Here is a 23,391-nt window from a genome sequence, read left to right on the forward strand (position 1 = left end):
CTCGCTTCGCTCGCGCCGCTCTCTCACGCCGCTGGTACTAAGGCATGTCCGGTGGCATCTCGGGTGCAGCGTAACCGGGTTCCGGGGACGGCGTCCTCACCAGGGCGGGCCCGGCGGGCGGTACGGTGCGGGGGCGCTCGGCGGGGCAGGTGAAGACCCAGCGCTGCATCGCCCAGAAGCGGAACAGCATGGCGACGAAGGTGCCGACGACCATCCCGCTGAGGAAGTCCGCGGCCTCCTGGGCGAACGGGCCGACGTACGGCTCGCGCAGGTCCAGGACGTAGCGGGAGACCACCAGCGGCAGGTCGTTCACCGCGATCGCCACCACGCTGACCAGGGAGAACAGCAGCGCCTCCCGGTGGCGGCCGGCGGCCCGGAAGGACCACCGCCGGTTCAGCACGTAGGAGACCCCCGTCCCGATCACGGTGGCGACGGTCAGCGCGGCCACCGGCTTGTGCGCCAGCACGGTGAACTTCAGCTCGAAGTCGATCACCAGGGTGAGGGTGAAGCAGAGCGCGCCGACCAGCAGGAACTTCACCAGTCTGCGGTGCCGGAGCAGGAACGGGCACAGCCGGGCCGGCACCCGGGCCAGGGCACGCTGCGTGGGGGACGGCATCTTCGCAGTCTCGCACGCGTGCCGCCGTCCCTCCCGTCACCGTCGCTGCGCGGGTGAACCCGCCCGCTCGTTCGAGGGGGGCCGTGGAGCGCACGGGCAGGGGCCCGCCCGGCGGTCGATCCGCCAGGAGGGCCCCTTGCGCGCCCGTCAGGCCGCCGCGACCAGGACCTCAGCCGGCTCCAGGGCCAGCGTCAGCACCTCGCGCACGTCCGCCACCGGGTGGACGGTGAGCCGCTCCAGCACCTCGGCCGGGACGTCGTCCAGGTCGGCCTCGTTGCGCTTGGGGATGATCACCGTGGTGACACCGGCCCGGTCGGCGGCGAGCAGCTTCTGCTTCACCCCGCCGATCGGCAGTACCCGCCCGGTCAGCGACACCTCGCCCGTCATCGCCACGTCGGTGCGCACCCGGCGGCCGGACAGCAGCGAGGCCAGCGCCGTGGTCATGGTGATGCCGGCGCTCGGCCCGTCCTTGGGGACGGCCCCGGCCGGGACGTGCAGGTGCACGCCGCGGTCGCGCAGCGAGGTGACCGGCAGCTCCAGTTCGGCGCCGCGCGAACGCAGGTAGGAGAGCGCGATGTGCGCGGACTCCTTCATCACGTCGCCCAACTGCCCGGTGAGGGTGAGTCCGGTGCCGCCGGTCTCGGCGTCGGCGAGCGAGGCCTCGATGTAGAGGACGTCGCCGCCGGCGCCGGTGACCGCGAGGCCGGTGGCCACGCCGGGGACGGCGGTGCGCCGCTCGGCCGGCTCCTGGGCGGCCTCCGGCACGTGGTGGGGCCGCCCGATCAGGGCACGCAGGTCGTCCGGGCCGATCGCGACGGGCAGTTCGCGCTCGCCGAGCTCGGCCTGGGCGGCGATCCTGCGCAGCACCCGGGCGATCGAGCGCTCCAGGTTCCGCACTCCGGCCTCCCGGGTGTACTCCCCGGCCAGCCGGCGCAGCGCCGCCTCGTCGACGCTGACCTGCTCGCCGCCCAGCCCGGCCTTCTCCCGCTGGCGCGGGAGGAGGTGGTCGCGGGCGATGACGACCTTCTCGTCCTCGGTGTAGCCGTCGAGGCGGACCAGCTCCATCCGGTCGAGCAGCGGCTCGGGGATGGCCTCCAGCACGTTGGCGGTGGCGAGGAAGACGACGTCGGAGAGGTCGAGCTCGACCTCCAGGTAGTGGTCCCGGAAGGTGTGGTTCTGCGCCGGATCCAGCACCTCCAGCAGTGCGGCGGCCGGGTCTCCCCGGTAGTCCGAGCCGACCTTGTCGATCTCGTCGAGCAGGACGACCGGGTTCATCGAGCCGGCCTCCTTGATCGCCCGCACCAGCCGGCCGGGCTGCGCGCCGACGTAGGTGCGCCGGTGGCCGCGGATCTCGGCCTCGTCCCGCACGCCGCCGAGCGCGACCCGGACGAAGCCGCGGCCCATGGCGCGGGCCACCGACTCGCCGAGCGAGGTCTTGCCGACGCCGGGCGGGCCGACCAGCGCCAGCACCGCTCCCCCGCGGCGGCCGCCGACCAGCCCGAGCCCCTGGTCGGCCCGGCGCTTGCGCACCGCGAGGTACTCGACGATGCGGTCCTTCACGTCCGCCAGGCCCGCGTGGTCGGCGTCCAGCACCGCGCGGGCGCCGGCGATGTCGTACGCGTCCTCGGTGCGCTCGTTCCAGGGCAGCTCCAGGACGGTGTCCAGCCAGGTGCGGATCCAGGAGCCCTCGGGCGACTGGTCGGAGGACCGCTCCAGCTTGTCGACCTCCTTGAGCGCCGCCTCCCGGACCTTCTCGGGCAGCTCCGCGGCCTCGACCCGGGCGCGGTAGTCGCCCTCCTCGTCGGCCGGGTCGCCGTTCAGCTCGGCCAGCTCCTTGCGGACGGCCTCCAGCTGGCGGCGGAGCAGGAACTCCTTCTGCTGCTTGGCCACACCCTCCTCGACGTCCTTGCGGATGGTGTCGTTGACCTCCTCCTCGGCGAGGTGGTCGCGCAGCAGGGTCAGCGCGTACTCCAGGCGGGCGACCTGGTCGGCCTCCAGCAGCACCTTGAGCTTCTGCTCGGCGGTGACGAAGGCCGCGTAGCCGATGTTGTCGGCGAGCTCACCGACGCCCTCGATCTGGGCCACCCGGTCGACGATCTGCCAGGCGCCGCGCCGGCGCAGCCACTGGGTGGACAGCGCCTTGTACTCCTTGACCAGCTCGGCGGCCCGGCCGGCCACCGGGGTGTCCACCGAGGACTCCCGGAACGGCGTGGTCTCCACCCACAGGGCGGCGCCGGGGCCGGTGGTGCCGACCCCGATCCGGACCCGGCGCACGGCGCGCACCAGCGCCGCCGGCTCCCCATCGGCCAGTCGGCCGACCTGCTCGACGGTGGCCAGGGTGCCGACCGCCGCGTACGAGCCGTCCACCCGCGGGACCAGCAGGACCTGCGGCTTGCCGGCGCCGGTGGCCGCCGCGCGGGCGGCCTCGACCGCGGCCCGCACCTCGGTGTCCTTCAGGTCCAGCGGAACGACCATGCCCGGCAGGACGACCTCGTCGTCGAGCGGCAGCACGGGCAGGGTGAGCGGTGTGGACGTCGATGCCATGATCTCTCCCCAGTCAGTGAAGTTGAGTCGACCTGACTAAGGCCTGGCGCCCGCCGGATGTTCCCGCGGGCTTGTTCGCCGTGAGCGAACGGGAGGGAGCGGCAGGCGGCGCCGTCAAAAGCGTCCGGGGAAAGCACCCGAAGGGGTCAGCGCGCGTCCAGGACCGGGGCGCCACCCGGTGCGGGCGCGGAGCCCGCGGCCTCCACCCCGGTACGACGCGGCCGCGGCCGACGCGCCTGGGTCCGGCGCAGCCAGCGCCACAGCGCCACCCCGGTGAGCACCGCGGCCGGGTGCCCGACGGCGGTGACCACGTCCCGATCGGTGAGGATCTGCTCGGCGATCAGCAGCCCGGCGCCGCCGAGCGCCACCAGCCGGCCGCGCCGGGGGAGCAGTCCGGCCACCGCGCCCAGGCAGGCGAGCACGCCGTAGCTGACGCCGATGTCCAGGTAGTCCAGCGCCCGGGTCTCCAGCCGTCCGGTCTCCACCGCGACGATCACCACGCCCTGGGACAGCAGGGTGGCCGTGACGTGTCCGATCGCGAAGACCGCCGCCGCCCGGGCCGAGCCGATCCGGCGCTCCAGCGGCGCGAGGGTGACGGCGAATCCCCACAGGTACGGCATCCACACCTCGCCGGCCACCCAGAAACCGCTGAGCAGCAGCGCGCGCAGCGGATGCTGCAGGAGGTTGTGACCGTCGGAACTGGAGGCCTCCTGCAGCCGCTGCACGAGTTCCGGATCGGCGAGTTTGGCAAAAGTCGTGGTGGCACCCACCACCGCGAGATAGCCGAGGGTGAAGGGGTTGCGCCGGGGGGTCGGCACCCGCGCCAGCAGCCATTCGACGACGCCGGTGCGCAGGCCGTGGCGCAGCATCCCGTACGGCGGGCCCGCCGACGGCGCCCCGACGTGTCCGGCGCCTCGCCGCACCCCAGCCATGCCGCCTCCGCTCCACGCCCGCAGCCACCGGCCCCTCACCCAGGTGCCCAACGTACCGGCGCGCGCCGCGGATCCCACCCGGCGGGGCGTTGTCGTGACCACGTTACGTCGAGGTTCTGAGAGGCACCTGAGAAAAGCCGGTGAAGACCATCGGGAAACCGGTCGGCCGGATTCCCGCTATTGGTCCAGACCTTCTTCCGATCAACCCGCCGACAGGGGCTCTGACCGGCAACTTGGCGTCAACTCGACTGCATACGTACCGTTACGCAGGGAAAAATCGCCGGGTAAGGTATCGGCCCGTGCCCACTCGTGCAGTGGGTCCGCGGGCGGCCCGACGGCCGGTCCACGGGCCGGAAATGTCCGGTCCACCTGCCGGGAAGCATCCACTGTCCGTACGCTGCGAAGTGCGCGGGAGAAGTGGGCGGCCGACAATCCGCCCACCGACCCGGGCGCGCGACGGGACGGCGGACCCGGCACAGTCCACGACGGAACAAGACTACGAGCGGAGCCCCGCCATCCCCACAGGTGGCCGGCCCGCAGCCCTGGGGGCGGTGGCGTGACCGTGACAGAACTTCAGCAGGACAACAACAACAGCGGCGGCACGGTGAGCAGCCAACGCAGAGTGCTGGTGGTGGAGGACGAGCCGACGATCGCGGAGTCGATCGCGGCCCGGTTGGGCGCGGAGGGCTTCAAGGTCGCCGTGGCCCACGACGGGCCGGGCGCGGTCGACGGCTTCCACACCTGGCAGCCGGACCTGGTGGTCCTCGACATCATGCTGCCCGGCTTCGACGGCCTTGAGGTGTGCCGCCGGATCCAGGCCCAGCGCCCGGTGCCGGTGCTGATGCTGACCGCGCGCGACGACGAGACGGACCTGTTGGTCGGCCTCGGCGTGGGCGCGGACGACTACATGACCAAACCGTTCTCGATGCGCGAACTGGCCGCCCGGGTCAACGTGCTGCTGCGCCGCGTCGAGCGCGCCCAGCAGGCGGCCCGTACGCCCGCGCTCGGCTCGCTGCGCTTCGGCGAGCTGGAGATCGACCACGTGCAGCGCCGGGTCCGGCTCGCCTCGGGCGACGTCCACCTGACGCCCACCGAGTTCGACCTGCTCGCCTGCCTGGCCGCCCAACCGCGCGCCGTGCTAACCCGCGAGCAGCTGCTGGCCGAGGTCTGGGACTGGACGGACGCGTCCGGCACCCGCACCGTGGACAGCCACGTCAAGGCGCTGCGCCGCAAGATCGGGGCGAGCTGGATCCGTACCGTCCACGGTGTCGGGTACGCGCTGGAGGCTCCGCTCTCGTAGCGCGCGCCTCGGGCGACGGGCCTCCGGGGGGCCCGTGTCCCGAACCGCCGCGCACACCACGCGAGGGACGTACGCGGGGATCACAGGGGACCGATGACCTTTCCACAGCAACGCAACGGGGACACCGGCGGCACGCGGTCGCAGACGCTGGCCGCCCGCGCCGCCCGCCGGGTCTGGGCCGACATCCGGCCGCTCGACCCGGTCCGCTCGATTAAGGGCAAACTCGCCCTGCTGGTGATCGTCTCCGTCTTCCTGGCCACCGGCATGGTGGTCGTGGCGATCCGGTCCGAGACCCAGATCCGGATCATCATGGTCTTCTCCATGATCGCCTCGCTGCTCTTCATGCAGTTCCTCGCACACGGGCTGACCGCCCCGCTGCGCGAGATGACGGCCGCCGCCCGCGCGATGGCCTCCGGCGACTACAGCCGCCGGGTCGAGGTGAACTCGCGCGACGAGATCGGCGAGCTGGCGGCCGCCTTCAACCAGATGGCCGCCGACCTGGGGGCCGCCGACCGGCACCGCCGCGAGCTGGTCGCCAACGTCTCGCACGAGCTGCGCACACCCATCGCCGCACTGCGCGCCGTCCTGGAGAACGTGGTGGACGGCGTCGTCCAGCCCAACCCGGCGACCCTGGGGGCCGCGCTGGAGCAGACCGAGCGGCTCGGCCGCCTGGTCACCCACCTGTTGGACCTCTCCAAGATCGACGACGGCGTGGTCGACCTGGACGCCCGCCCCTTCGAGGTGCGCGAGTTCCTGGACGGCGTGCTGCGCGGGGTCACCGTGGACGGCGCGACGGCCGGCGGGGCGTTCTCCCGGCGCGGCGACGTCCGGCTGGCCCTGGAGGTCAGCCCGACCGGCCTGACCGGGGTGGCGGACCCGGAACGGCTCCACCAGGTGGTCGCCAACCTGGTCGACAACGCCTGCAAGCACTCCCCTCCCGACGGCACCGTGACGGTCCGCGCGCGGCCCGACGGCGGGCCCGGCGGCCTGCTGCTGGAGGTCGAGGACGAGGGCCCGGGCATCCCGCCGGCGGACCGCGGCCGGGTGTTCGAGCGGTTCAGCCGCAGCGGCACCGCGACCGCCCAGGGGCCCGGCTCGGACGGCGGCACCGGCCTCGGCCTGGCCATCGCCCGCTGGGCGGTGGACCTGCACGGCGGCCGGATCGCGGTCGCCGAGTCGCCCCGCGGCTGCCGGATCGAGGTCCGGCTGCCGGGGCAGCGCTGAGCCGTGGACGGCCGGGCCGGACCCTCCCCCCGGTCGGATCGTCCAACCGCATGCGGGGAGGGCTGTGTCACAGAACCGACACAGACGTATACGAAGATCATTCGACGATCCGGCCGGGTCTTTGTCCGTTTTCATCCCGGTTTGTCACGCGATCGGGCGCGATCAGTTCCCCTCAGATACGGCTTTCTAACGTACGTTTCCAGCCAATCTGCAGGTCAGGACTGTGATCTGGGCGACGCCGGACCCCCGGGGACTGCGCGATCACTGGTCAGGGGCGTAGCCTTAATCCCCGCTGTCCAAACATCCCAAAAGGAAGCGGAAGAGGGCGGTTGCCGCCGTGTCGCCACAGTCCCCTGAAACCCCCAATAGCTCGGCAAGCTCCACTGGCTTCGGCCCCAATGAGTGGCTCGTCGATGAGATCTACCAGCAGTACCTCCAGGACCCGAACTCGGTCGACCGAGCCTGGTGGGACTTTTTCGCCGACTACAAGCCCGGTACCGAGGTGACTCCAGTGACCCAGGCCGCGACCCAGGCCGGCCCCACGCCGACCCCTGCCGCTGCCCCCGCGCCCGCCGCTGCTGCTCCGGCCGCGCCCGCGCCCGCCGCTGCTGCTCCGGCCGCGCCCGCGCCCGCCGCACCGGCCGCTCCGGCGCCGGCCCCCGCGCCGCTCGCCGCAGCTCCCGCCGCGCCCCCGGCCCCCAAGGCCGCCGCCCCGGCCGCCGCTGCCGCTCCGGCCGCGACCGCCGGCCCCGAGCTGGTCCAGCTGCGCGGCCCGGCGAAGGCCGTCGCCACGAACATGGACGCCTCGCTGGAGGTACCGACCGCGACCTCGGTCCGCGCGGTGCCCGCGAAGCTGTTGATCGACAACCGCATCGTCATCAACAACCACCTGCAGCGCGCCCGCGGCGGCAAGGTCTCCTTCACCCACCTGATCGGCTACGCCCTGGTCCAGGCCATCAAGGCCTCCCCGGGGATGAACTACAGCTACAAGGTGGAGGACGGCAAGGCCTTCCTGGTCAAGCCCGAGCACGTCAACCTCGGCCTGGCCATCGACCTGGTCAAGCCGAACGGCGACCGCCAGCTCGTCGTCGCGGCCATCAAGAAGGCCGAGACGCTCGACTTCTTCGGCTTCTGGCAGGCCTACGAGGACATCGTCCGCCGGGCCCGCGCCAACAAGCTGACCATGGACGACTTCACCGGCGTCACGGTCTCGCTGACCAACCCCGGCGGCATCGGCACCGTGCACTCCGTGCCGCGCCTGATGCAGAACCAGGGCACCATCGTCGGCGTCGGCGCCATGGAGTACCCGGCCGAGTTCCAGGGCTCCGCCCCGGAGACCCTGTCCCGCCTGGGCGTCTCCAAGATCATGACGCTGACCTCGACCTACGACCACCGCGTCATCCAGGGCGCGGCGTCCGGCGAGTTCCTGCGCGAGATCCACCGCCTGCTGCTCGGCGAGAGCGGTTTCTACGACGAGATCTTCGAGTCGCTGCGGATCCCGTACGAGCCGGTCCGCTGGGCCACCGACGTCGCCACCACCCACGACGACGAGGTCAACAAGACCGCCCGCGTCATGGAGCTCATCCACGCGTACCGCGTGCGCGGCCACCTGATGGCCGACACCGACCCGCTGGAGTACAAGCAGCGCAAGCACCCCGACCTGGACGTCACCACCCACGGCCTCACCCTGTGGGACCTGGAGCGCGAGTTCGCGGTCGGCGGCTTCGGCGGCCAGAAGATGATGAAGCTCCGCGACATCCTCGGCCTGCTGCGCAACACCTACTGCCGCACCGTCGGCGTCGAGTACATGCACATCCAGGACCCGAAGCAGCGCAGGTGGCTGCAGGAGCGCCTGGAGAAGCCGTACTCCAAGCCGGAGCGCGAGGAGCAGCTGCGCATCCTGCGCCGGCTGAACTCGGCCGAGGCCTTCGAGACCTTCCTGCAGACCAAGTACGTCGGGCAGAAGCGCTTCTCGCTGGAGGGCGGCGAGTCGCTCATCCCGCTGCTGGACGCCACCATCGACGCCGCCGCCGAGCACCGCCTCGACGAGGCCGTGATCGGCATGGCCCACCGCGGCCGCCTCAACGTGCTGGCCAACATCGTCGGCAAGCCGTACGGCAAGATCTTCGGCGAGTTCGAGGGCAACCTCGACCCGAAGTCGATGCACGGCTCCGGCGACGTGAAGTACCACCTCGGCTCCGAGGGCACCTTCACCGGCCTGGACGGCGAGACCATCAAGGTCTCGCTCGCCGCGAACCCCTCCCACCTGGAGACGGTCGACCCGGTCGTCGAGGGCATCGCCCGCGCCAAGCAGGACATCCTGGACCAGGGCGGCACCACCTTCCCGGTGCTGCCGATCCAGATCCACGGCGACGCGGCCTTCGCCGGCCAGGGCGTCGTCGCGGAGACCCTGAACATGTCGCAGCTGCGCGGCTACCGCACCGGCGGCACGATCCACCTGGTGGTCAACAACCAGGTCGGCTTCACCGCGGCCCCGGCGTCCTCGCGCTCCTCGATGTACTGCACCGACGTGGCCCGCATGATCGAGGCCCCGATCTTCCACGTGAACGGCGACGACCCGGAGGCCGTGGTCCGCGTCGCGCGGCTCGCCTTCGAGTTCCGTCAGGCGTTCCACAAGGACGTCGTGATCGACCTCATCTGCTACCGCCGCCGCGGTCACAACGAGGCCGACAACCCGTCGTTCACCCAGCCGCTGATGTACGACCTGATCGACAAGAAGCGCTCGGTGCGCAAGCTGTACACCGAGGGCCTGATCGGTCGCGGCGACATCACCATGGAAGAGGCGGAGCAGGCGCTCCAGGACTTCCAGGGCCAGCTGGAGAAGGTCTTCGCCGAGGTCCGCGACGCCGCCCAGACCCCGGCCGTGGCCCCCGCCGGCAAGCCGGTCGCCGACTTCCCGGTCAACATCCAGACCGGCATCTCCCAGGAGATGGTCAAGCGGATCGCCGCCTCCCAGGTCAACCTGCCGGACTGGCTCACCGTCCACCCGCGCCTGCTGCCGCAGCTGCAGCGCCGCGCCGCCTCGGTCGAGGACAACACCATCGACTGGGCGACGGGCGAGACCCTCGCCATCGGCTCGCTGCTCATGGAGGGCCACCCGGTCCGCCTGGCCGGCCAGGACAGCCGCCGCGGCACCTTCGGCCAGCGGCACGCCGTCCTGATCGACCGCAACACCGGCGAGGACTACACCCCGCTGCAGTACCTCACCGAGGACCAGGCCCGCTACACCGTCTACGACAGCCTGCTGTCGGAGTACGCGGCGATGGGCTTCGAGTACGGCTACTCGCTGACCCGCCCGAACTCGCTGGTCATGTGGGAGGCGCAGTTCGGCGACTTCGTCAACGGCGCGCAGACCGTGGTGGACGAGTACATCGCCTCCGCCGAGCAGAAGTGGGGCCAGCACTCGGGCGTCACCCTGCTGCTGCCGCACGGCTACGAGGGCCAGGGCCCGGACCACTCGTCCGCCCGCCCGGAGCGCTTCCTGCAGCTGTGCGCGCAGAACAACATGACGGTCGCCATGCCGACCCTGCCGTCGAACTACTTCCACCTGCTGCGCTGGCAGGCGCACAGCCCGCACCACAAGCCGCTGGTCGTCTTCACCCCGAAGTCGATGCTGCGTCTCAAGGCCGCGGCGAGTGCGACCGAGGAGTTCCTGTCCGGCTCGTTCCGCCCGGTCATCGGCGACAACACCGTCGACCCGGCGCAGGTGCGCAAGGTCGTCATCACCGCCGGCAAGTTCTACTACGACCTGGCGGCGGCCCGCACCGAGCGCGGCGTCACCGACACCGCGATCGTCCGGGTCGAGCGGCTCTACCCGCTGCCGGTGGCCGAGCTCCAGGAGGAGCTGGCCCGCTACGGCGAGAACGTCCAGTTCGTCTGGGCGCAGGAGGAGCCGGCCAACCAGGGCGCCTGGCCGTTCATCGCGATGAACCTGGTCGACCACCTGCAGGTCGTCATCGGCCGCAGCGCCAACGGCTCGCGGCTGCGCCGCGTCGCCCGCGGGGCGGCCTCGTCCCCGGCGGTCGGCTCGGCCAAGCGGCACGCCGCCGAGCAGCAGGCGCTGATCGAAGAGGTCTACTCGCTCTGAGGCCGTACGCCCCGAGGCGCTGAAGCACCGACGCCCGCGGCCCCCGCCCCTCCCACCCGGGAGGACGGGGGCCGCGGGCGTTCGCGCTTCGCACTGCCGCCGTGCCGAGGTCGCGGCTCTGCAACCAATCCGACACCGCCCTGCACGGTCACCTGGCGGATCGATAGGTTATGCCTCGCCAGATCGCCGCCCGGCGCCCGTCATCGCGCCCCGGCCCTGGTCGGACGACCGCACCGCTCTCCCAGGGGGAACACCGCATGACCGCCGACACGCCACGGGACGCCAGCCAGCTCCCACCGGTCTTCCAGCCGCTGCACCCGGACGACCCCCGGGAGGTCGGCGGCTACCGGCTGTTCGCCCGGCTCGGCGCCGGCGGCATGGGCCGGGTCTACCTGTCGTACACGCCGGGCGGGCGCCCGGTCGCCCTCAAGGTGGTCCGCCCGGAGTTCGCCGAGGACGGCGAGTTCCGCCGCCGCTTCGCCCAGGAGGTCAGCAACGCCCAGCGGATCCACGGCCTCTACACCGCGCAGGTGATCGACTCCGGTGGTCTGGACTCGGACGCCCCCTGGCTGGTCACCGCGTACGTCCCGGGCCCGTCCCTGCAGCAGGTGGTGCGCGAGCACGGCGCGCTGCCGGTGCGCACCGTGCTGCTGCTGATCGGCGGCATCGCCGAGGCGCTGCAGGCGATCCACAGCGTCGAGGTGGTGCACCGCGACCTCAAGCCCGCCAACGTGCTGGTCGCCGGGGACGGCCCGCGGGTGATCGACTTCGGCATCGCCCGGGCCGCCGACGCCACCGCGCTGACCGGCACCGGCTACCGGATCGGCTCCCCCGCCTTCATGTCCCCCGAGCAGGCCCAGGGCCGCCCGGTCACCCCGGCCACCGACGTCTTCGCGCTCGGCGCGCTGGCCGCGTACGTGGCCGGCGGCACCGCGCCGTTCGGCGACGGGCCGGACACCGCGGTGCTCTACCGGGTGGTGCACGAGGAGCCCGACCTGACGGCCGTCCCGGCGGACCTGCGCGAACTGGTCGAGCGCTGCCTGGCGAAGTCCCCGGAGGACCGGCCCCTGCCCGCCGAGATCATCCGGATCGCCCGCAACCACCCGGAGGTCGGCGGCCAGCTGCGGTTCGGCGACGACTGGCTGCCGCGGCAGGTCAACACCGAGATCACCCGCCGCTCGAACCTCCCGCAGACTCCGCCCACCCCGCTGCCGGCCGCCCCCGCCACTCCCCCGCCGCCGGCCGCCGCGCCGACCCACCCGGCCACCGCGCCCGTCCGGCCGCCGCAGCCGCCCGCCGGGCCGCCGCCGGGCTTCGTACCGCCGCCGCTCGGCGCGTACGGCGCCCCGCAGCCGCCCACCGAGACGCCGACCGCGCCGGTGCTGTCCGCCCCGCCGACCGCGCGGCTCCACCCGGAGCCGCCGTCCTACGACACCCCGCCGCCCGGCCCGGTGGTCACCGGCACCCCGGAGCCCGAGCCGGAGCCCAAGCGCAAGGGCGGGGTCTCCTGGAAGGTGCTGCTCACCGTCGCCCTGGTGATGGCGATCGGCGGCACGGCGGGCGGCGTGGTGCTGATGAAGAAGCTGGGCGACGGCAGGAAGAGCGACGCCGCCGCGACGACCTCGCAGCAGCCCACCGGGCAGCCCAAGCCGCCCGCGCCCGCCCAGACCATCCCCAGCCCGAGCGCCACCGCCTCCGACACCCCGGTGACGGCCGCGCCCTCGAAGTCCGCCCAGAGCTCCGTCTCGGCCCCCGCCCGGCCGACCGGCTACACCCCGATGCTGGACAAGAAGTCGCTGGCCATCCCCGGCGCCGACTACTCCTCCGACGCCTACCGGATCGACCTGGACGCAGGCACCGTGGTGCCGCACTCCAACGACCTGAAGTGGGGCCTGGGGGTGACCAACAACGCCAGCGGCAGCAAGGCCAACTCCTTCGCCAGCACCGGGGACGACCGGTCGGACTTCGCGGTGATCACCGAGGCGTCCGTCACCGCCGAGCAGTGCGCCGCCGCGATCGACTCCCGACCGGACACCGACCTCTCGTACAACCGGGTCGCGCCCGGCCGCCTGCTGTGCGTCCGCGACCGGGTCACCCACAACGTCGCCGTCGCGGCGATCGAGGCGGCGGATCCGACCACCGGCGCCGCCAAGGTCACCGTCAGCACCTGGCGGGCCAGCTGACCGCCCCGACTATCCTGACCAGGTCAATCCCCACCGGACCGGAGTGAACCGTGTACTTCACCGACCGCGGCATCGAGGAGCTGGAGAACCGGCGCGGCGACGAGGAGGTCACCTTCGAGTGGCTGGCCGAGCGACTGCGCGAGTTCGTCGACCTCAACCCGGACTTCGAGATCCCGGTCGAGCGGCTGGCCACCTGGCTGGCGCGGCTCGACGACGAGGACGACGAGTGACCTGGTGAACCGCTGGTGAGGGGCCCGGGAGGCGATTGCCTCCCGGGCCCCTCGCATGCCCCGGCCTCCCCGTAGGGGGCGCCTCGGGGACGGTTCAGGGACGACTCGGGGCCGCGATCGGGGCGGGCACGCTTGACTTGCGCGGCACGCGATATATCGTCTTTACCAGAGAACGCGATACATCGCGATCGGCAACGGGAGGCGGCAGAGATGAGCCAGTGGACGGTCGAAGGACCCGACAGGATCACCATCGACGAGGCGGTCCGGGCGCTGCACGTGCGGATCATCGACGGCACGGTGAACGTGGTGGCGGCCGAGGGCCCGGCCCGCCTGGAGGTCACCGAGCTCCAGGGCGAGCCGCTGCACGTGACCCTGGTGGACGGCGTCCTGACGATCACCTACAAGGACATCAACAGCTGGGGCGAGTTCGGCGACCGGCTCAAGTCGGTCGACGCCGTCAAGGGCTTCTTCGGTTCCTTCAAGCGCAAGCGGGTCGCCGGCATCACCCTGACCGTCCCGGCCGACGCCGAGGTCAAGGTCGGCACCGTCTCGGCCGACGCCACCGTCTCCGGCATCACCGGGCACGTCTCGGTGCAGAGCGCCAGCGGTGACGCCACCCTGGTCGGGCTCACCGGCCGCACCGACGCCAACACCGTCACCGGCGACGTGGACGCCCAGTCGGTGGCCGGCCAGCTCAAGGTGAACACCGTCTCCGGGCAGCTCACCGTGGTCGCCGGCACCGCCGACCGGGTCCAGGCCAACGCCGTCACCGGCGCGGTCACCCTGGACCTCGACGTCTCCAGCCCGGCCGACGTCAAGGTCGCCACCGTCAGCGGCCCGGTCGTGATCCGGATCCCCTCGGTCACCGACGCCAAGGTCGAGGCCGGCTCCACCAGCGGCGACATCTCCAGCACCTTCGAGGGGCTCAAGCTGAGCGGCAGCTGGGGCGCCAAGCGCCTGTCCGGCCAGCTCGGCGACGGCCGGGGCAGCCTCTCCGTGACCACCGTCTCCGGCGGCATCACCGTGCTGCGCCGCCCCGACCCCGAGGACGACGCGCCGGTGGTCGTCAAGGAGCTCCCGGCCGGCCTCGGCAAGCCCGACCTCACCAAGGAGGCCTGAGATGACGCCCGTGTTCGGCCACGGCCGGCTCCGGCTCTACCTGCTGAAGCTGCTCGACGAGGCCCCGCGGCACGGCTACGAGGTGATCCGCCTGCTGGAGGAGCGCTTCCAGGGCCTGTACGCGCCCTCCGCCGGGACGGTCTACCCCCGGCTCGCGAAGCTGGAGCAGGAGGGCCTGGTCACCCACAGCACCGAGGGCGGCCGCAAGGTCTACCGGCTGACCGACGCCGGGCGCGCCGAACTGGAAGCCCGCCGGGGCGAGTTGGACGACCTGGAGCTGGAGATCCACGACTCCGTGGCGCAGTTGGCCGGGGCGATCCGCGAGGACGTCCGGGACAGCGCCAAGGACCTGCGCGAGGAGCTGTGGCAGGCCGCCAAGCAGGCCCCCCGGCCCGACCGCGCCGAGGGCGGGGACCCGTGGTCCGGCCCGTGGGGTGACAACGAGTCCTGGCAGCGCGCCAAGGAGGAGTTCGCCCAGTTCAAGCGGCAGGCCAAGGACCAGGCCAAGCGCGCCCGGGAGCAGGAGAAGGCGGCCAAGGCCAAGGCGAAGGCCGCCGAGGAGGAGGCCCGCCGGCTGCGCGAGCAGGCCAAGGCCTCACGGACGGCCGCGCAGCAGGAGGCGCTGCGGATCAAGCGCCGGGTCGAGCAGCAGGTGCGCGAGCACGCCGCGAAGGGCGACTGGCCGACCGGCCTGGCCGAGGGACTGTCGGAGCTGACCAAGGGCCTGTCGGGGCTGGCCGACGCGGCCCGTTGGGGCCAGCCGTCCGACGAGCCGGCCGAGCAGGTCACCGTCACCCGGATCGACCTGGACAAGGACGGGCCGACCACCCCGACCGCCCCGGCCGACCTGCCGCCGTGGGCGCGGACCGACCCGGCCGGCGACCCGGCCCGCGAGCTGGAGCGGCTGCTCGACCGCTTCCGCGACCAGGTCCGCGACGCGGCCCGGGACGGCGTCGTGAGCGCCGACGGGCTGGCCGAGGCCCGCTCGGTGCTGGGCGCGGCCGGCGAGCGGCTGAAGCGCCTGCTCGGCTGAACACCGGACCGCATCACCGGCCCGGCACGCTCCGCGGAGCGTGCCGGGCCGGTCCGCGTCAGGACCGCACGAGGTCAGGACCGTCCGACGCCAGGACCGCACGACGTCAGCGCCTCACGGAGTCAGCACGATCTTGCCGAAGACGTCGCCCTTGGCGAGCCGCGCGAAGCCGTCCCGGGCCTCGGCCAGCGGCAGCACCGAGTCGATCACCGGCCGGACGCCGGTGGTCGCGCAGAGCGAGAGCAGCCCGGCCAGCTCCTCCTTGGTGCCCATGGTCGAGCCGACCACCTTGAGCTCCAGGAAGAAGATCCGGTTCAGCTCGGTGGCACTCGGGTTGGAGCCGGAGGTGGCACCGGAGATGACGATGGTGCCGCCCGGGCGCAGCGCCTTCACCGAGTGCGACCAGGTGGCGGCGCCGACCGTCTCCATCACCGCGTCCACCCGGGCGGGCAGCCGGGCACCGCTCTCGAAGGCGGCGTCGGCGCCGAGTTCGACCGCCCGGTGGCGCTTGGCCTCGTCCCGGCCGGTGACCCAGACCCGCAGCCCGGCGGCCTTGCCGAGGACGATCAGCGCGGTCGCCACGCCGCCTCCCGCGCCCTGCACCAGGACGGTGTCACCGGGCCTGACCCCGGCGTTGGTGAACAGCATCCGGTAGGCCGTCAGCCAGGCCGTGGGCAGGCAGGCGGCCTGTTCGAAGCTCAGCTCGGCGGGCTTGGGCAGCAGGTTCCAGGTGGGCACGGCCACCTGCTGGGCGAAGGTGCCCTGGTAGCGCTCGGTCAGGATGGAGCGGGGCTCGTCCGGGCCCACCCCGTGGCCGGTCTGGCCGATCACCGAGTGGACGACCACCTCGTTGCCGTGCTCGTCGACGCCCGCGGCGTCGCAGCCGAGGATCATCGGCAGCTTCCCGGCGGGCAGGCCGACCCCGCGCAGCGACCACAGGTCGTGGTGGTTGAGGCTGGCGGCCCTGACCGTGACCAGGCTCCACCCGGGACGGGCCTGCGGCTCGGGGAGTTCGCCCAACTCCAGCCCGCTGAGCGGGTCGTCGGCGTCGATACGTGCGGCGTAGGCAGCAAACATGCTGCGGACGATAGCCGCGACGGCCGGGGCCGGGAACCATGCGTGGGTGTGACGCGTGTCCCGGCCCCGGCCGTCGGCGGGGTTCGGACCGTCAGATCCGGGCCACGCCCTCGGCCCGGGCCGCCTCGGCGACGGCCTTGGTGACCGCCGGGGCGACCCGCTCGTCGAACGGCGACGGGATCACCTTCTGCGGCGTCAGCTCGTCGGCGACGACGCCGGCCAGCGCCTTGGCGGCGGCCAGCTTCATGCCCTCGGTGATCCGGCTGGCCCGCACCTGCAGGGCGCCGGCGAAGATGCCGGGGAAGGCCAGCACGTTGTTGATCTGGTTCGGGAAGTCGCTGCGCCCGGTGGCGACGACCGCCGCGTACTTGTGCGCGACCTCGGGGTGGATCTCCGGGGTGGGGTTGGCCATCGCGAAGATGAACGCGCCCTCGGCCATGGTCGCGACGACCTCCTCCGGCACGGTGCCGCCGGAGACGCCGATGAACACGTCGGCGCCGGCCAGCGCCTCGGCCAGCGAGCCCTTGAGGCCGGTGCGGTTGGTCAGCTCGGCGATCTCGGCCTTGACGTCGGTGAGGTCGCCGCGGCCGTCGTACACCACGCCCTTGCGGTCGCAGACCGCGACGTCGCCGATGCCCGCCGCCACCAGCATCTTGGCGATGGCGATGCCGGCCGCGCCGGCGCCGGAGATGACGGCCCGCAGCGAGCCGATCTCGCGGCCGGTCACCGCGGCCGCGTTCCACAGGGCGGCGGTGGTGACGATCGCGGTGCCGTGCTGGTCGTCGTGGAAGACCGGGATGTCCACGGCCTCCTGGAGCCGGCGCTCGATCTCGAAGCAGCGGGGGGCGGAGATGTCCTCCAGGTTGACGCCGCCGAAGGAGGGGGCCAGCCGGACCACGGTCTCGACGATCTCGTCGACCTCGGTGCAGGCCAGCGCGATCGGCACCGCGTCCACGCCGCCGAACTGCTTGAACAGGATGGCCTTGCCCTCCATCACGGGCAGGGAGGCCTCCGGGCCGATGTCGCCGAGGCCCAGCACGGCGGTGCCGTCGGTGACCACGGCGACGGTGTTGGACTTCCAGGTGTAGTCGTTGACCAGCTCCGGCTGCTCGGCGATGGCCGTGCAGACGCGGGCGACACCCGGGGTGTAGGCGAGGGACAGGTCGTCCGCGTCGCGCACCGGGACGGTCGCCCGGATCTCCATCTTGCCGCCGCGGTGGAGCGCGAAGACGGCGTCGATCGGATCGTCGGTGTCCTGGGTGCTGCTGTGCATGATCTCCGCTGCCACGATGACCTCTTCGTCATTGATCTGGCGAGGGTGCACGACCGACGGGCAGGACGACCCGTCCGGAAACCGGAAACCGGGTACGCCGAAGCGGACCCGGGGGCTGGGTCGGGGCGCTGCCGTCGGGCGGCGCCCTCGGATGAGGGTTTATGGGTCTTGTTTGTCCGCGTTGTGCTTCCGGGCCGAGCGTAGGACGGACAAAGGCATCGCACCTATGCCTTTTCGTCCTCGTCACGTGCAGTTCATCGCCGAGCTGTCGCGTCACTGGGGCCCGGCGTCGGAAGCGCCGGGCTCCGGCGGCGGCGACGGCGATGGCGCACGCGCACCCGCAGGAGTGAACGCAGACGCGAAGGGGAGTCGGCGCCCCGGATACGGAGCCACGTGATGACTTCCGTTCCCGGACACCCCGAGCCTGTCGGGACTCGTCGGTCTGGTTCGAGCGTTCGGGGGTCACCCGGTACCGAATTCTGACACACCCGCCGCCGGGCCCGGCAGGGCGGGATGGCGGGATCGCCCGTCCGCCATGTCGCGTCCACCCGCGCTCCACTGTCGCGCCGGGCGGCGGGCCTCCGGCCACCTGACAGCGGGATCTGCATACTTATGCACGGAGTGACAGGGACGCTGAATAAGTCCGAATAGCGGACAACCAGAACCCTCGTTATCCGATTTTGACCTGGATGAGGGCCATCTGACCGTCCTCAGATGGCAGGATTCCCCCCATCTCGGATCGAGCCGGCCCCTGGTCGAGGCGGTTCGCTCGACGTCCACCTCGGCGGAGGGTGGCGCACGCAGTACCCCGCACCACCCTGCGCGGTTCGCCCGCACAGGCACCGCACCACCCGGCCCTGCATGTACGACGACGTACAGCGAAATACACCCGTACAGCGCCGTACCCCGGTGTGCCGCCCCCCGCGGCGCGCTCCGCCCGACCTCTCCCTCAGGAGGAGATCCCCCTCATGACCGCCCGTACCCAGCGCACCCGGCTCCTCGCAGCCGGCGCGGTTGCCGCCTCCGTGACCCTTGTCCTGACCGGCTGCAGCAGCAGCAAGAGCGACAACGGCGGCGGCGCGCCCAACGCCTCCGCGACCGTCAACGAGGTGAAGGCCGACGACAAGCTGGCCGCCCTCGTCCCCGCCGACGTCAAGTCCTCCGGCAAGCTCGTGGTCGGCTCGGACGCCTCGTACGCGCCGGACGAGTTCAAGGACGACAGCGGCAAGGTCATCGGCATGGACGTGGACCTGGCCAACGCCATCGCGGCCAAGCTCGGCCTGAAGGCCGACGTCCAGGACTCCGGCTTCACCGCGATCATCCCGGGCATCCAGTCGAACAAGTTCCAGCTCGGCATGTCGTCCTTCACGGACAACAAGGAGCGCGAGCAGATCGTCGACATGGTGACCTACTTCAACTCCGGCAGCGCCGTCGCGGTCAAGAAGGGCAACCCCGACAAGGTCGACCCCAACGACCTCTGCGGCAAGAAGGTCGCCGTCCAGACCGGCACCACCCAGGCCGACGAGATCAAGGACACCCGCAACCCGGACTGTGCCAAGGCCGGGAAGCCGGGCATCCCGAACGACGGCGACAAGTTCGACCTCCAGACGGACGTCACCAACGCCGTCGTCTCCGGCCGCGACCAGGCCTTGATGGCCGACTCCCAGGTCGTCGACTACGCGATCAAGCAGTCCGGCGGCCAGCTGGAGAAGCTCGGCTCCACCTACGGCGTGGCCCCCTACGGCGTCGCCGTCGCCAAGGGCTCCAAGCTCACCCCCGCGATCCAGGGCGCCGTCCAGTCGCTGATCGACGACGGCACCTACAAGCAGATCCTCACCAAGTGGGGTGTCGACGCCGGCGCCCTCGACAAGTCGGTCATCAACGGCGCCGCGAGCTGACCGTCCCCCTGCTCCATCTCTCACCCGAGGCCACACCGTGAACTCTCTGGACAAGGGGCGGGCGGAGGAGGGACGGCCTGAGACCATCAAGGCCATCCCGGTCCGCCACCCCGGACGTTGGGCGGGCGCCGTCGTCATCGCCCTGCTCGCGGCGATGCTGCTGAGCGCCCTCTTCACCAATCCCGCCTTCAAGTGGGACATCGTCGGGCAGTACCTGTTCCACGACAGCATCGTGCACGGCATGGTCGTCACCCTGGAACTGACCGTCCTCGCCATGCTGATGGGCGTGGTCGGCGGCATCGCCCTCGCCGTCATGCGCCTGTCCCCGAACCCGCTGCTCTCCGGCACCGCCTGGCTCTACATCTGGATCTTCCGCGGGACCCCGGTGCTGGTGCAGCTGGTGTTCTGGAACTTCCTCGGCCTGATCTGGGCCAAGCTGTCGATCGGCGTCCCGTGGGGACCGGAGTTCTGGTCCGAGTCCACCAACGTCCTGATCCCGACCTTCGTCGCCGCCCTGCTGGGCCTCGGCCTCAACGAGGCCGCCTACATGGCGGAGATCGTCCGCGGCGGCATCCAGTCGGTGGACGAGGGGCAGACCGAGGCCGCCCACGCGCTGGGCATGAGCCGGTTCCAGACCATGCGGCGGATCGTCCTGCCGCAGGCCATGCGGGTGATCATCCCGCCGACCGGCAACGAGACCATCTCGATGCTCAAGACCACCTCGCTGGTCAGCGTGATCTCCCTGGAGGAGATCTTCCGGGCCGGCCAGGTCATCTACTCTCGGAACTACCAGAACATCCCGCTGCTGATCGTGGTCAGCCTCTGGTACCTGTTCTTCACCTCGGTGCTGACCATCGGCCAGTACTACATCGAGCGCTACTACGCCCGCGGCTCCAACCGGACCCTCCCGCCCACCCCGCTGCAGCGGCTGCGGGGCCTGTTCGCCGGAAGGCCCACCCCGAAGACCGGCGCCGACGTCGTCCCGGGGCTTGAGGGAGGTGGTCACGTATGACCGATCTGAGCAAGACCCCGGCCGACGCCACCGCCACCGGCCACCCGATGGTCCGTGCCGAGAACGTCCACAAGTCCTACGGCGCCGTCCACGTGCTGAAGGGCATCGACCTGGAGGTCCGACAGGGCGAGGTGTTCTGCCTGATCGGCCCGTCCGGCTCCGGCAAGTCGACCTTCCTGCGGTGCATCAACCACCTGGAGAAGGTCAACGCCGGCCGCCTCTGGGTGGACGGCGAACTGGTCGGATACCAGCAGAAGGGCGACAAGCTCCACGAGCTCAAGGACCGCGAGGTCGCCGTCAAGCGGCGCGACATCGGCATGGTCTTCCAGCGCTTCAACCTGTTTCCGCACATGACGGCCGTCGAGAACGTCATGGAGGCCCCGGTCCAGGTCAAGGGCGAGAGCAAGGCCGTCGCCCGGGAGCGGGCGATGAGCCTGCTGGAGCGGGTCGGCCTCGCCGACAAGGCGAGGAACTACCCCTCCCAGCTCTCCGGCGGCCAGCAGCAGCGCGTCGCGATCGCCCGCGCGCTGGCCATGAAGCCCAAGCTGATGCTCTTCGACGAGCCCACCTCGGCGCTCGACCCCGAGCTGGTCGGCGACGTCCTGGACGTCATGCGCGGCCTCGCCGAGGAGGGCATGACCATGGTGGTCGTCACCCACGAGATGGGCTTCGCCCGCGAGGTCGGCGACGCGCTGGTGTTCATGGACGGTGGCGTGGTGGTCGAGTCCGGCAACCCCCGCGAGGTGCTCACCGACCCCCAGCACGAGCGCACCCGGGCGTTCCTCTCCAAGGTGCTGTAGAGCCCGTACCGTCGGCGCCCGGCAGGCTGCTCCTGCCGGGCGCCGACGTTTTCCCCACCCAGGTAATAGGCTGGACGCAGTCAGCCCGTTACCGACCCTTCTGGAAGGACCTCCGTGGAGCTCGCCTCGTACGCCGATCTCGCCGTTCGGCTGGTGAACACCGAGGAGCCCGAGCGCGGCACCGACGCGCTGACGTCCGTGGACGCGGTGCGCGCCCTGTTCTCCGACTCCTCACGGGCCGCCGCACAGGCCGACGAATCCGACCTGCCCCGGCTGCGGGCGGTGCGCACCAGGCTGCGCGGGGTCTTCGAGGCCGCCGCCGAGGGCGACGAGATCCGGGGCGTCGACCTGCTGAACAGCCTGCTGATGGAGTACCCGGTCAGCCCGCTGGTCTCCGGGCACGACTTCCTGGACGACGCCGGCCGGCCGCGCTGGCACCTGCACCTGGCCGACAACTCCCCGACCGCCACCGCGCACTTCAGCGCGGTCGCCTGCATGGGCCTGGCCGTCCACCTGACCGAGCTGGGCGCCGACCGGCTCGGCATCTGCCAGGCCGCGCCCTGCCGCAACGCCTACCTGGACACCTCGACCAACCGCTCCCGCCGGTACTGCTCGGACCGCTGCGCGACCCGCGCCAACGTCGCCGCGTACCGGGCCCGCAAGCGCCAGGAGGCGGAGGCCGCGGCCCTCGGCGCCGCAGGGTAAGCGGCGCCTTTAGAGCTCCTCCGCCCAGACGCCCAGGCGGCGGGCCAGGCCCGGCACCCGGGCCAGCCGGGTGGTCAGCAGCAGCCGCTCCAGCCGGCGTCCCGGCGCCAGCCAGGCCGGGCGCGGGCGCAGCCGCAGCAGCACCCGGCCGAGCACCAGTTCGTCCGGCACCGGGCCGTAGCTGCGGCTGTCGCTGTCCACCGGCCGGTTGTCGGACAGCAGCCACCAGCCCCGGGGGCGCCGTTCGGCGGCCCGCTTCACCACCAGCAGGTCCTGCTGGAAGGGGTGCCGGAAGAGCACCACCGCGCCGGGCCGGATCGGCGCGCCGTAGCGCACCAGCAGCTGGTCGCCCTCGCGCAGGGTCGGGACCATCGACGGGCCCGCCACGTCGACCAGCCCGAACGGCACCGCGCCGCCGCCCCGGCCCCGCCCCTGGGGTTCCGTGCCCTCCGGTTCCGTGCTCCGCGCCACGACTCCTCCTCCCGGACCACCCGGTCCCAGTCTGCCGTACGGACCGTCACCCTGTTCGATGTCCGGAATACCCCGGTTGCGGGTCCGCCTTTTGCCCTAGGCCCACCGCCCGATCGCGAAACGGCGGGGGCGGAAGGGTAATCTCGGGCGCGGGAAGACGATCTAAGGAAGGACTCCCATGTTCTCTCGTCTGTTTGCACCGCGCGCCACCGCCCACGCCCACTGCGACCTGCCCTGCGGCGTGTACGACCCGGCGCAGGCGCGGCTCGAGGCCGAGTCGGTCAAGGCCACCCAGGAGAAGTACCAGGCCAACGAGGACCCGCACTTCCGCGCCCGCGCCATCATCATCAAGGAGCAGCGCGCCGAGGCCGTCAAGCACCACATCTCGGTGCTGTGGAGCGACTACTTCAAGGCCCCGCACTTCGAGAAGTACCCGCAGCTGCACCAGCTGGTCAACGACACCCTGAAGGCCGCCTCGGCCGCCAAGGCGTCCACCGACCCGGCCACCGGCCAGGCCCTGCTGGACCTGATCGCCGAGGTCGACAAGATCTTCTGGGAGACCAAGCAGGCCTGAGCCTGACGCGTCGCCACCCGACCGCCCCCGTCCGCAGCGCCGGACGGGGGCGGTCGTGCGTCCACGCCCGATCCCGGCCCCGGTAAGGGTTGCCTGGCCTGAGTGGCTGTTATGCTGCCAGGGCGTCCGAGGGGGAAGTCCGGTGTGAATCCGGCGCTGACCCGCAACGGTGAGCGCGGCCCGTCGGCCGTGCCAGCCCGATCGCCCTCGGCCGCCGACCTCCCGACAACTCGCCGTGGACTGCGAGGGGATGGCGCCCGGGCCCGCGCCCGTCCGGCGCCCGCCCCCGCAC

General features: G+C 72.1%; 18 protein-coding genes and 1 riboswitch. Of the genes, 12 read left to right on the plus strand and 6 right to left on the minus strand.

What is annotated here, in order from left to right:
* Positions 1–37: 37 nt before the first annotated feature.
* The 3 genes from ACIOJE_RS05915 to ACIOJE_RS05925 all read right to left on the minus strand — a co-directional run bounded on the left by ACIOJE_RS05915 (position 38) and on the right by ACIOJE_RS05925 (position 4,092).
* Positions 38–616: a GtrA family protein gene (locus tag ACIOJE_RS05915; protein WP_400773612.1), complete on the minus strand. Its 579-nt coding sequence runs from the start codon at positions 614–616 to the stop codon at positions 38–40.
* A 147-nt stretch (positions 617–763) separates the two neighbouring features.
* Positions 764–3,160, minus strand: a complete 2,397-nt coding sequence (gene lon, locus ACIOJE_RS05920; RefSeq protein ID WP_400773614.1) for an endopeptidase La — start codon at positions 3,158–3,160, stop codon at positions 764–766.
* 146 nt (positions 3,161–3,306) lie between these two features.
* Positions 3,307–4,092, minus strand: a complete 786-nt coding sequence (locus tag ACIOJE_RS05925) for a rhomboid-like protein (protein ID WP_280676116.1) — start codon at positions 4,090–4,092, stop codon at positions 3,307–3,309.
* Between the two features lie 562 nt (positions 4,093–4,654).
* On the opposite strand from ACIOJE_RS05925, the gene ACIOJE_RS05930 reads away from it, so the two are divergent.
* From ACIOJE_RS05930 to ACIOJE_RS05960, 7 genes are all read left to right on the plus strand, one after another.
* Entirely contained in the window at positions 4,655–5,392 is a 738-nt protein-coding gene (locus ACIOJE_RS05930) for a response regulator transcription factor (RefSeq protein ID WP_280676118.1), read from the plus strand.
* Between the two features lie 93 nt (positions 5,393–5,485).
* A complete protein-coding gene (locus tag ACIOJE_RS05935) occupies positions 5,486–6,616 on the plus strand; it encodes a HAMP domain-containing sensor histidine kinase (protein WP_280676120.1) in 1,131 nt (376 codons plus the stop codon).
* Between the two features lie 337 nt (positions 6,617–6,953).
* Entirely contained in the window at positions 6,954–10,724 is a 3,771-nt protein-coding gene (locus ACIOJE_RS05940) for a multifunctional oxoglutarate decarboxylase/oxoglutarate dehydrogenase thiamine pyrophosphate-binding subunit/dihydrolipoyllysine-residue succinyltransferase subunit (RefSeq protein ID WP_400773617.1), read from the plus strand.
* A 257-nt stretch (positions 10,725–10,981) separates the two neighbouring features.
* Entirely contained in the window at positions 10,982–12,907 is a 1,926-nt protein-coding gene (locus ACIOJE_RS05945; protein ID WP_280676124.1) for a serine/threonine-protein kinase, read from the plus strand.
* 50 nt (positions 12,908–12,957) lie between these two features.
* Positions 12,958–13,137: a DUF6104 family protein gene (locus ACIOJE_RS05950; RefSeq protein WP_030057990.1), complete on the plus strand. Its 180-nt coding sequence runs from the start codon at positions 12,958–12,960 to the stop codon at positions 13,135–13,137.
* Between the two features lie 210 nt (positions 13,138–13,347).
* A complete protein-coding gene (locus tag ACIOJE_RS05955) occupies positions 13,348–14,256 on the plus strand; it encodes a DUF4097 family beta strand repeat-containing protein (RefSeq protein ID WP_280676128.1) in 909 nt (302 codons plus the stop codon).
* Between the two features lies 1 nt (position 14,257).
* On the plus strand, positions 14,258–15,289 hold the full coding sequence (locus ACIOJE_RS05960) for a PadR family transcriptional regulator (RefSeq protein ID WP_280676130.1): 1,032 nt from the start codon (positions 14,258–14,260) through the stop codon (positions 15,287–15,289).
* Positions 15,290–15,403: 114 nt separating this feature from the next.
* Here ACIOJE_RS05960 and ACIOJE_RS05965 read toward each other — a convergent pair whose 3' ends face one another.
* Positions 15,404–16,366: a zinc-binding dehydrogenase gene (locus ACIOJE_RS05965; RefSeq protein WP_280676132.1), complete on the minus strand. Its 963-nt coding sequence runs from the start codon at positions 16,364–16,366 to the stop codon at positions 15,404–15,406.
* 91 nt (positions 16,367–16,457) lie between these two features.
* Positions 16,458–17,654 (minus strand): NADP-dependent malic enzyme, encoded by a 1,197-nt coding sequence (locus ACIOJE_RS05970; RefSeq protein WP_280676134.1) that lies wholly within the window; start codon positions 17,652–17,654, stop codon positions 16,458–16,460.
* 953 nt (positions 17,655–18,607) lie between these two features.
* Between ACIOJE_RS05970 and ACIOJE_RS05975 the strand changes: the two genes are divergently transcribed.
* From ACIOJE_RS05975 to ACIOJE_RS05990, 4 genes are all read left to right on the plus strand, one after another.
* Positions 18,608–19,537 carry an ABC transporter substrate-binding protein gene (locus ACIOJE_RS05975; protein ID WP_280676136.1) on the plus strand — a complete coding sequence of 310 codons (930 nt, stop codon included), beginning with the start codon at positions 18,608–18,610 and terminating at the stop codon, positions 19,535–19,537.
* Positions 19,538–19,574: 37 nt separating this feature from the next.
* Positions 19,575–20,549 carry an amino acid ABC transporter permease gene (locus tag ACIOJE_RS05980; RefSeq protein WP_280676138.1) on the plus strand — a complete coding sequence of 325 codons (975 nt, stop codon included), beginning with the start codon at positions 19,575–19,577 and terminating at the stop codon, positions 20,547–20,549.
* Positions 20,546–21,349, plus strand: coding sequence for an amino acid ABC transporter ATP-binding protein (locus ACIOJE_RS05985; RefSeq protein ID WP_280676140.1), 804 nt, complete (start codon positions 20,546–20,548; stop codon positions 21,347–21,349). Before ACIOJE_RS05980 ends, ACIOJE_RS05985 begins: the two co-directional genes overlap by 4 nt.
* 114 nt (positions 21,350–21,463) lie before the next feature.
* A complete protein-coding gene (locus tag ACIOJE_RS05990; RefSeq protein WP_280676142.1) occupies positions 21,464–22,054 on the plus strand; it encodes a CGNR zinc finger domain-containing protein in 591 nt (196 codons plus the stop codon).
* Between the two features lie 9 nt (positions 22,055–22,063).
* Here ACIOJE_RS05990 and sodX read toward each other — a convergent pair whose 3' ends face one another.
* On the minus strand, positions 22,064–22,426 hold the full coding sequence (gene sodX, locus ACIOJE_RS05995; RefSeq protein ID WP_400773932.1) for a nickel-type superoxide dismutase maturation protease: 363 nt from the start codon (positions 22,424–22,426) through the stop codon (positions 22,064–22,066).
* 277 nt (positions 22,427–22,703) lie between these two features.
* On the opposite strand from sodX, the gene sodN reads away from it, so the two are divergent.
* On the plus strand, positions 22,704–23,099 hold the full coding sequence (gene sodN / locus ACIOJE_RS06000) for a superoxide dismutase, Ni (protein ID WP_280676144.1): 396 nt from the start codon (positions 22,704–22,706) through the stop codon (positions 23,097–23,099).
* An 89-nt stretch (positions 23,100–23,188) separates the two neighbouring features.
* A riboswitch (cobalamin riboswitch) is annotated at positions 23,189–23,327 on the plus strand.
* Positions 23,328–23,391: the final 64 nt, after the last annotated feature.

It is taken from the genome of Kitasatospora sp. NPDC087861 (assembly GCF_044742585.1).
Classification (GTDB): domain Bacteria; phylum Actinomycetota; class Actinomycetes; order Streptomycetales; family Streptomycetaceae; genus Kitasatospora.

Bases quoted from the DNA above. Each gene is read 5' to 3' on its own strand.
- ACIOJE_RS05960 (WP_280676130.1), top strand. From the start codon at position 14,258: ATGACGCCCGTGTTCGGCCACGGCCGGCTCCGGCTCTACCTGCTGAAG.
- ACIOJE_RS05925 (WP_280676116.1), bottom strand. From the start codon at position 4,092: ATGGCTGGGGTGCGGCGAGGCGCCGGACACGTCGGGGCGCCGTCGGCG.
- ACIOJE_RS05945 (WP_280676124.1), top strand. From the start codon at position 10,982: ATGACCGCCGACACGCCACGGGACGCCAGCCAGCTCCCACCGGTCTTC.
- ACIOJE_RS05965 (WP_280676132.1), bottom strand. From the start codon at position 16,366: ATGTTTGCTGCCTACGCCGCACGTATCGACGCCGACGACCCGCTCAGC.
- sodN (WP_280676144.1), top strand. From the start codon at position 22,704: ATGTTCTCTCGTCTGTTTGCACCGCGCGCCACCGCCCACGCCCACTGC.
- lon (WP_400773614.1), bottom strand. From the start codon at position 3,160: ATGGCATCGACGTCCACACCGCTCACCCTGCCCGTGCTGCCGCTCGAC.
- ACIOJE_RS05915 (WP_400773612.1), bottom strand. From the start codon at position 616: ATGCCGTCCCCCACGCAGCGTGCCCTGGCCCGGGTGCCGGCCCGGCTG.
- ACIOJE_RS05975 (WP_280676136.1), top strand. From the start codon at position 18,608: ATGACCGCCCGTACCCAGCGCACCCGGCTCCTCGCAGCCGGCGCGGTT.
- ACIOJE_RS05955 (WP_280676128.1), top strand. From the start codon at position 13,348: ATGAGCCAGTGGACGGTCGAAGGACCCGACAGGATCACCATCGACGAG.
- sodX (WP_400773932.1), bottom strand. From the start codon at position 22,426: ATGGTCCCGACCCTGCGCGAGGGCGACCAGCTGCTGGTGCGCTACGGC.
- ACIOJE_RS05985 (WP_280676140.1), top strand. From the start codon at position 20,546: ATGACCGATCTGAGCAAGACCCCGGCCGACGCCACCGCCACCGGCCAC.
- ACIOJE_RS05935 (WP_280676120.1), top strand. From the start codon at position 5,486: ATGACCTTTCCACAGCAACGCAACGGGGACACCGGCGGCACGCGGTCG.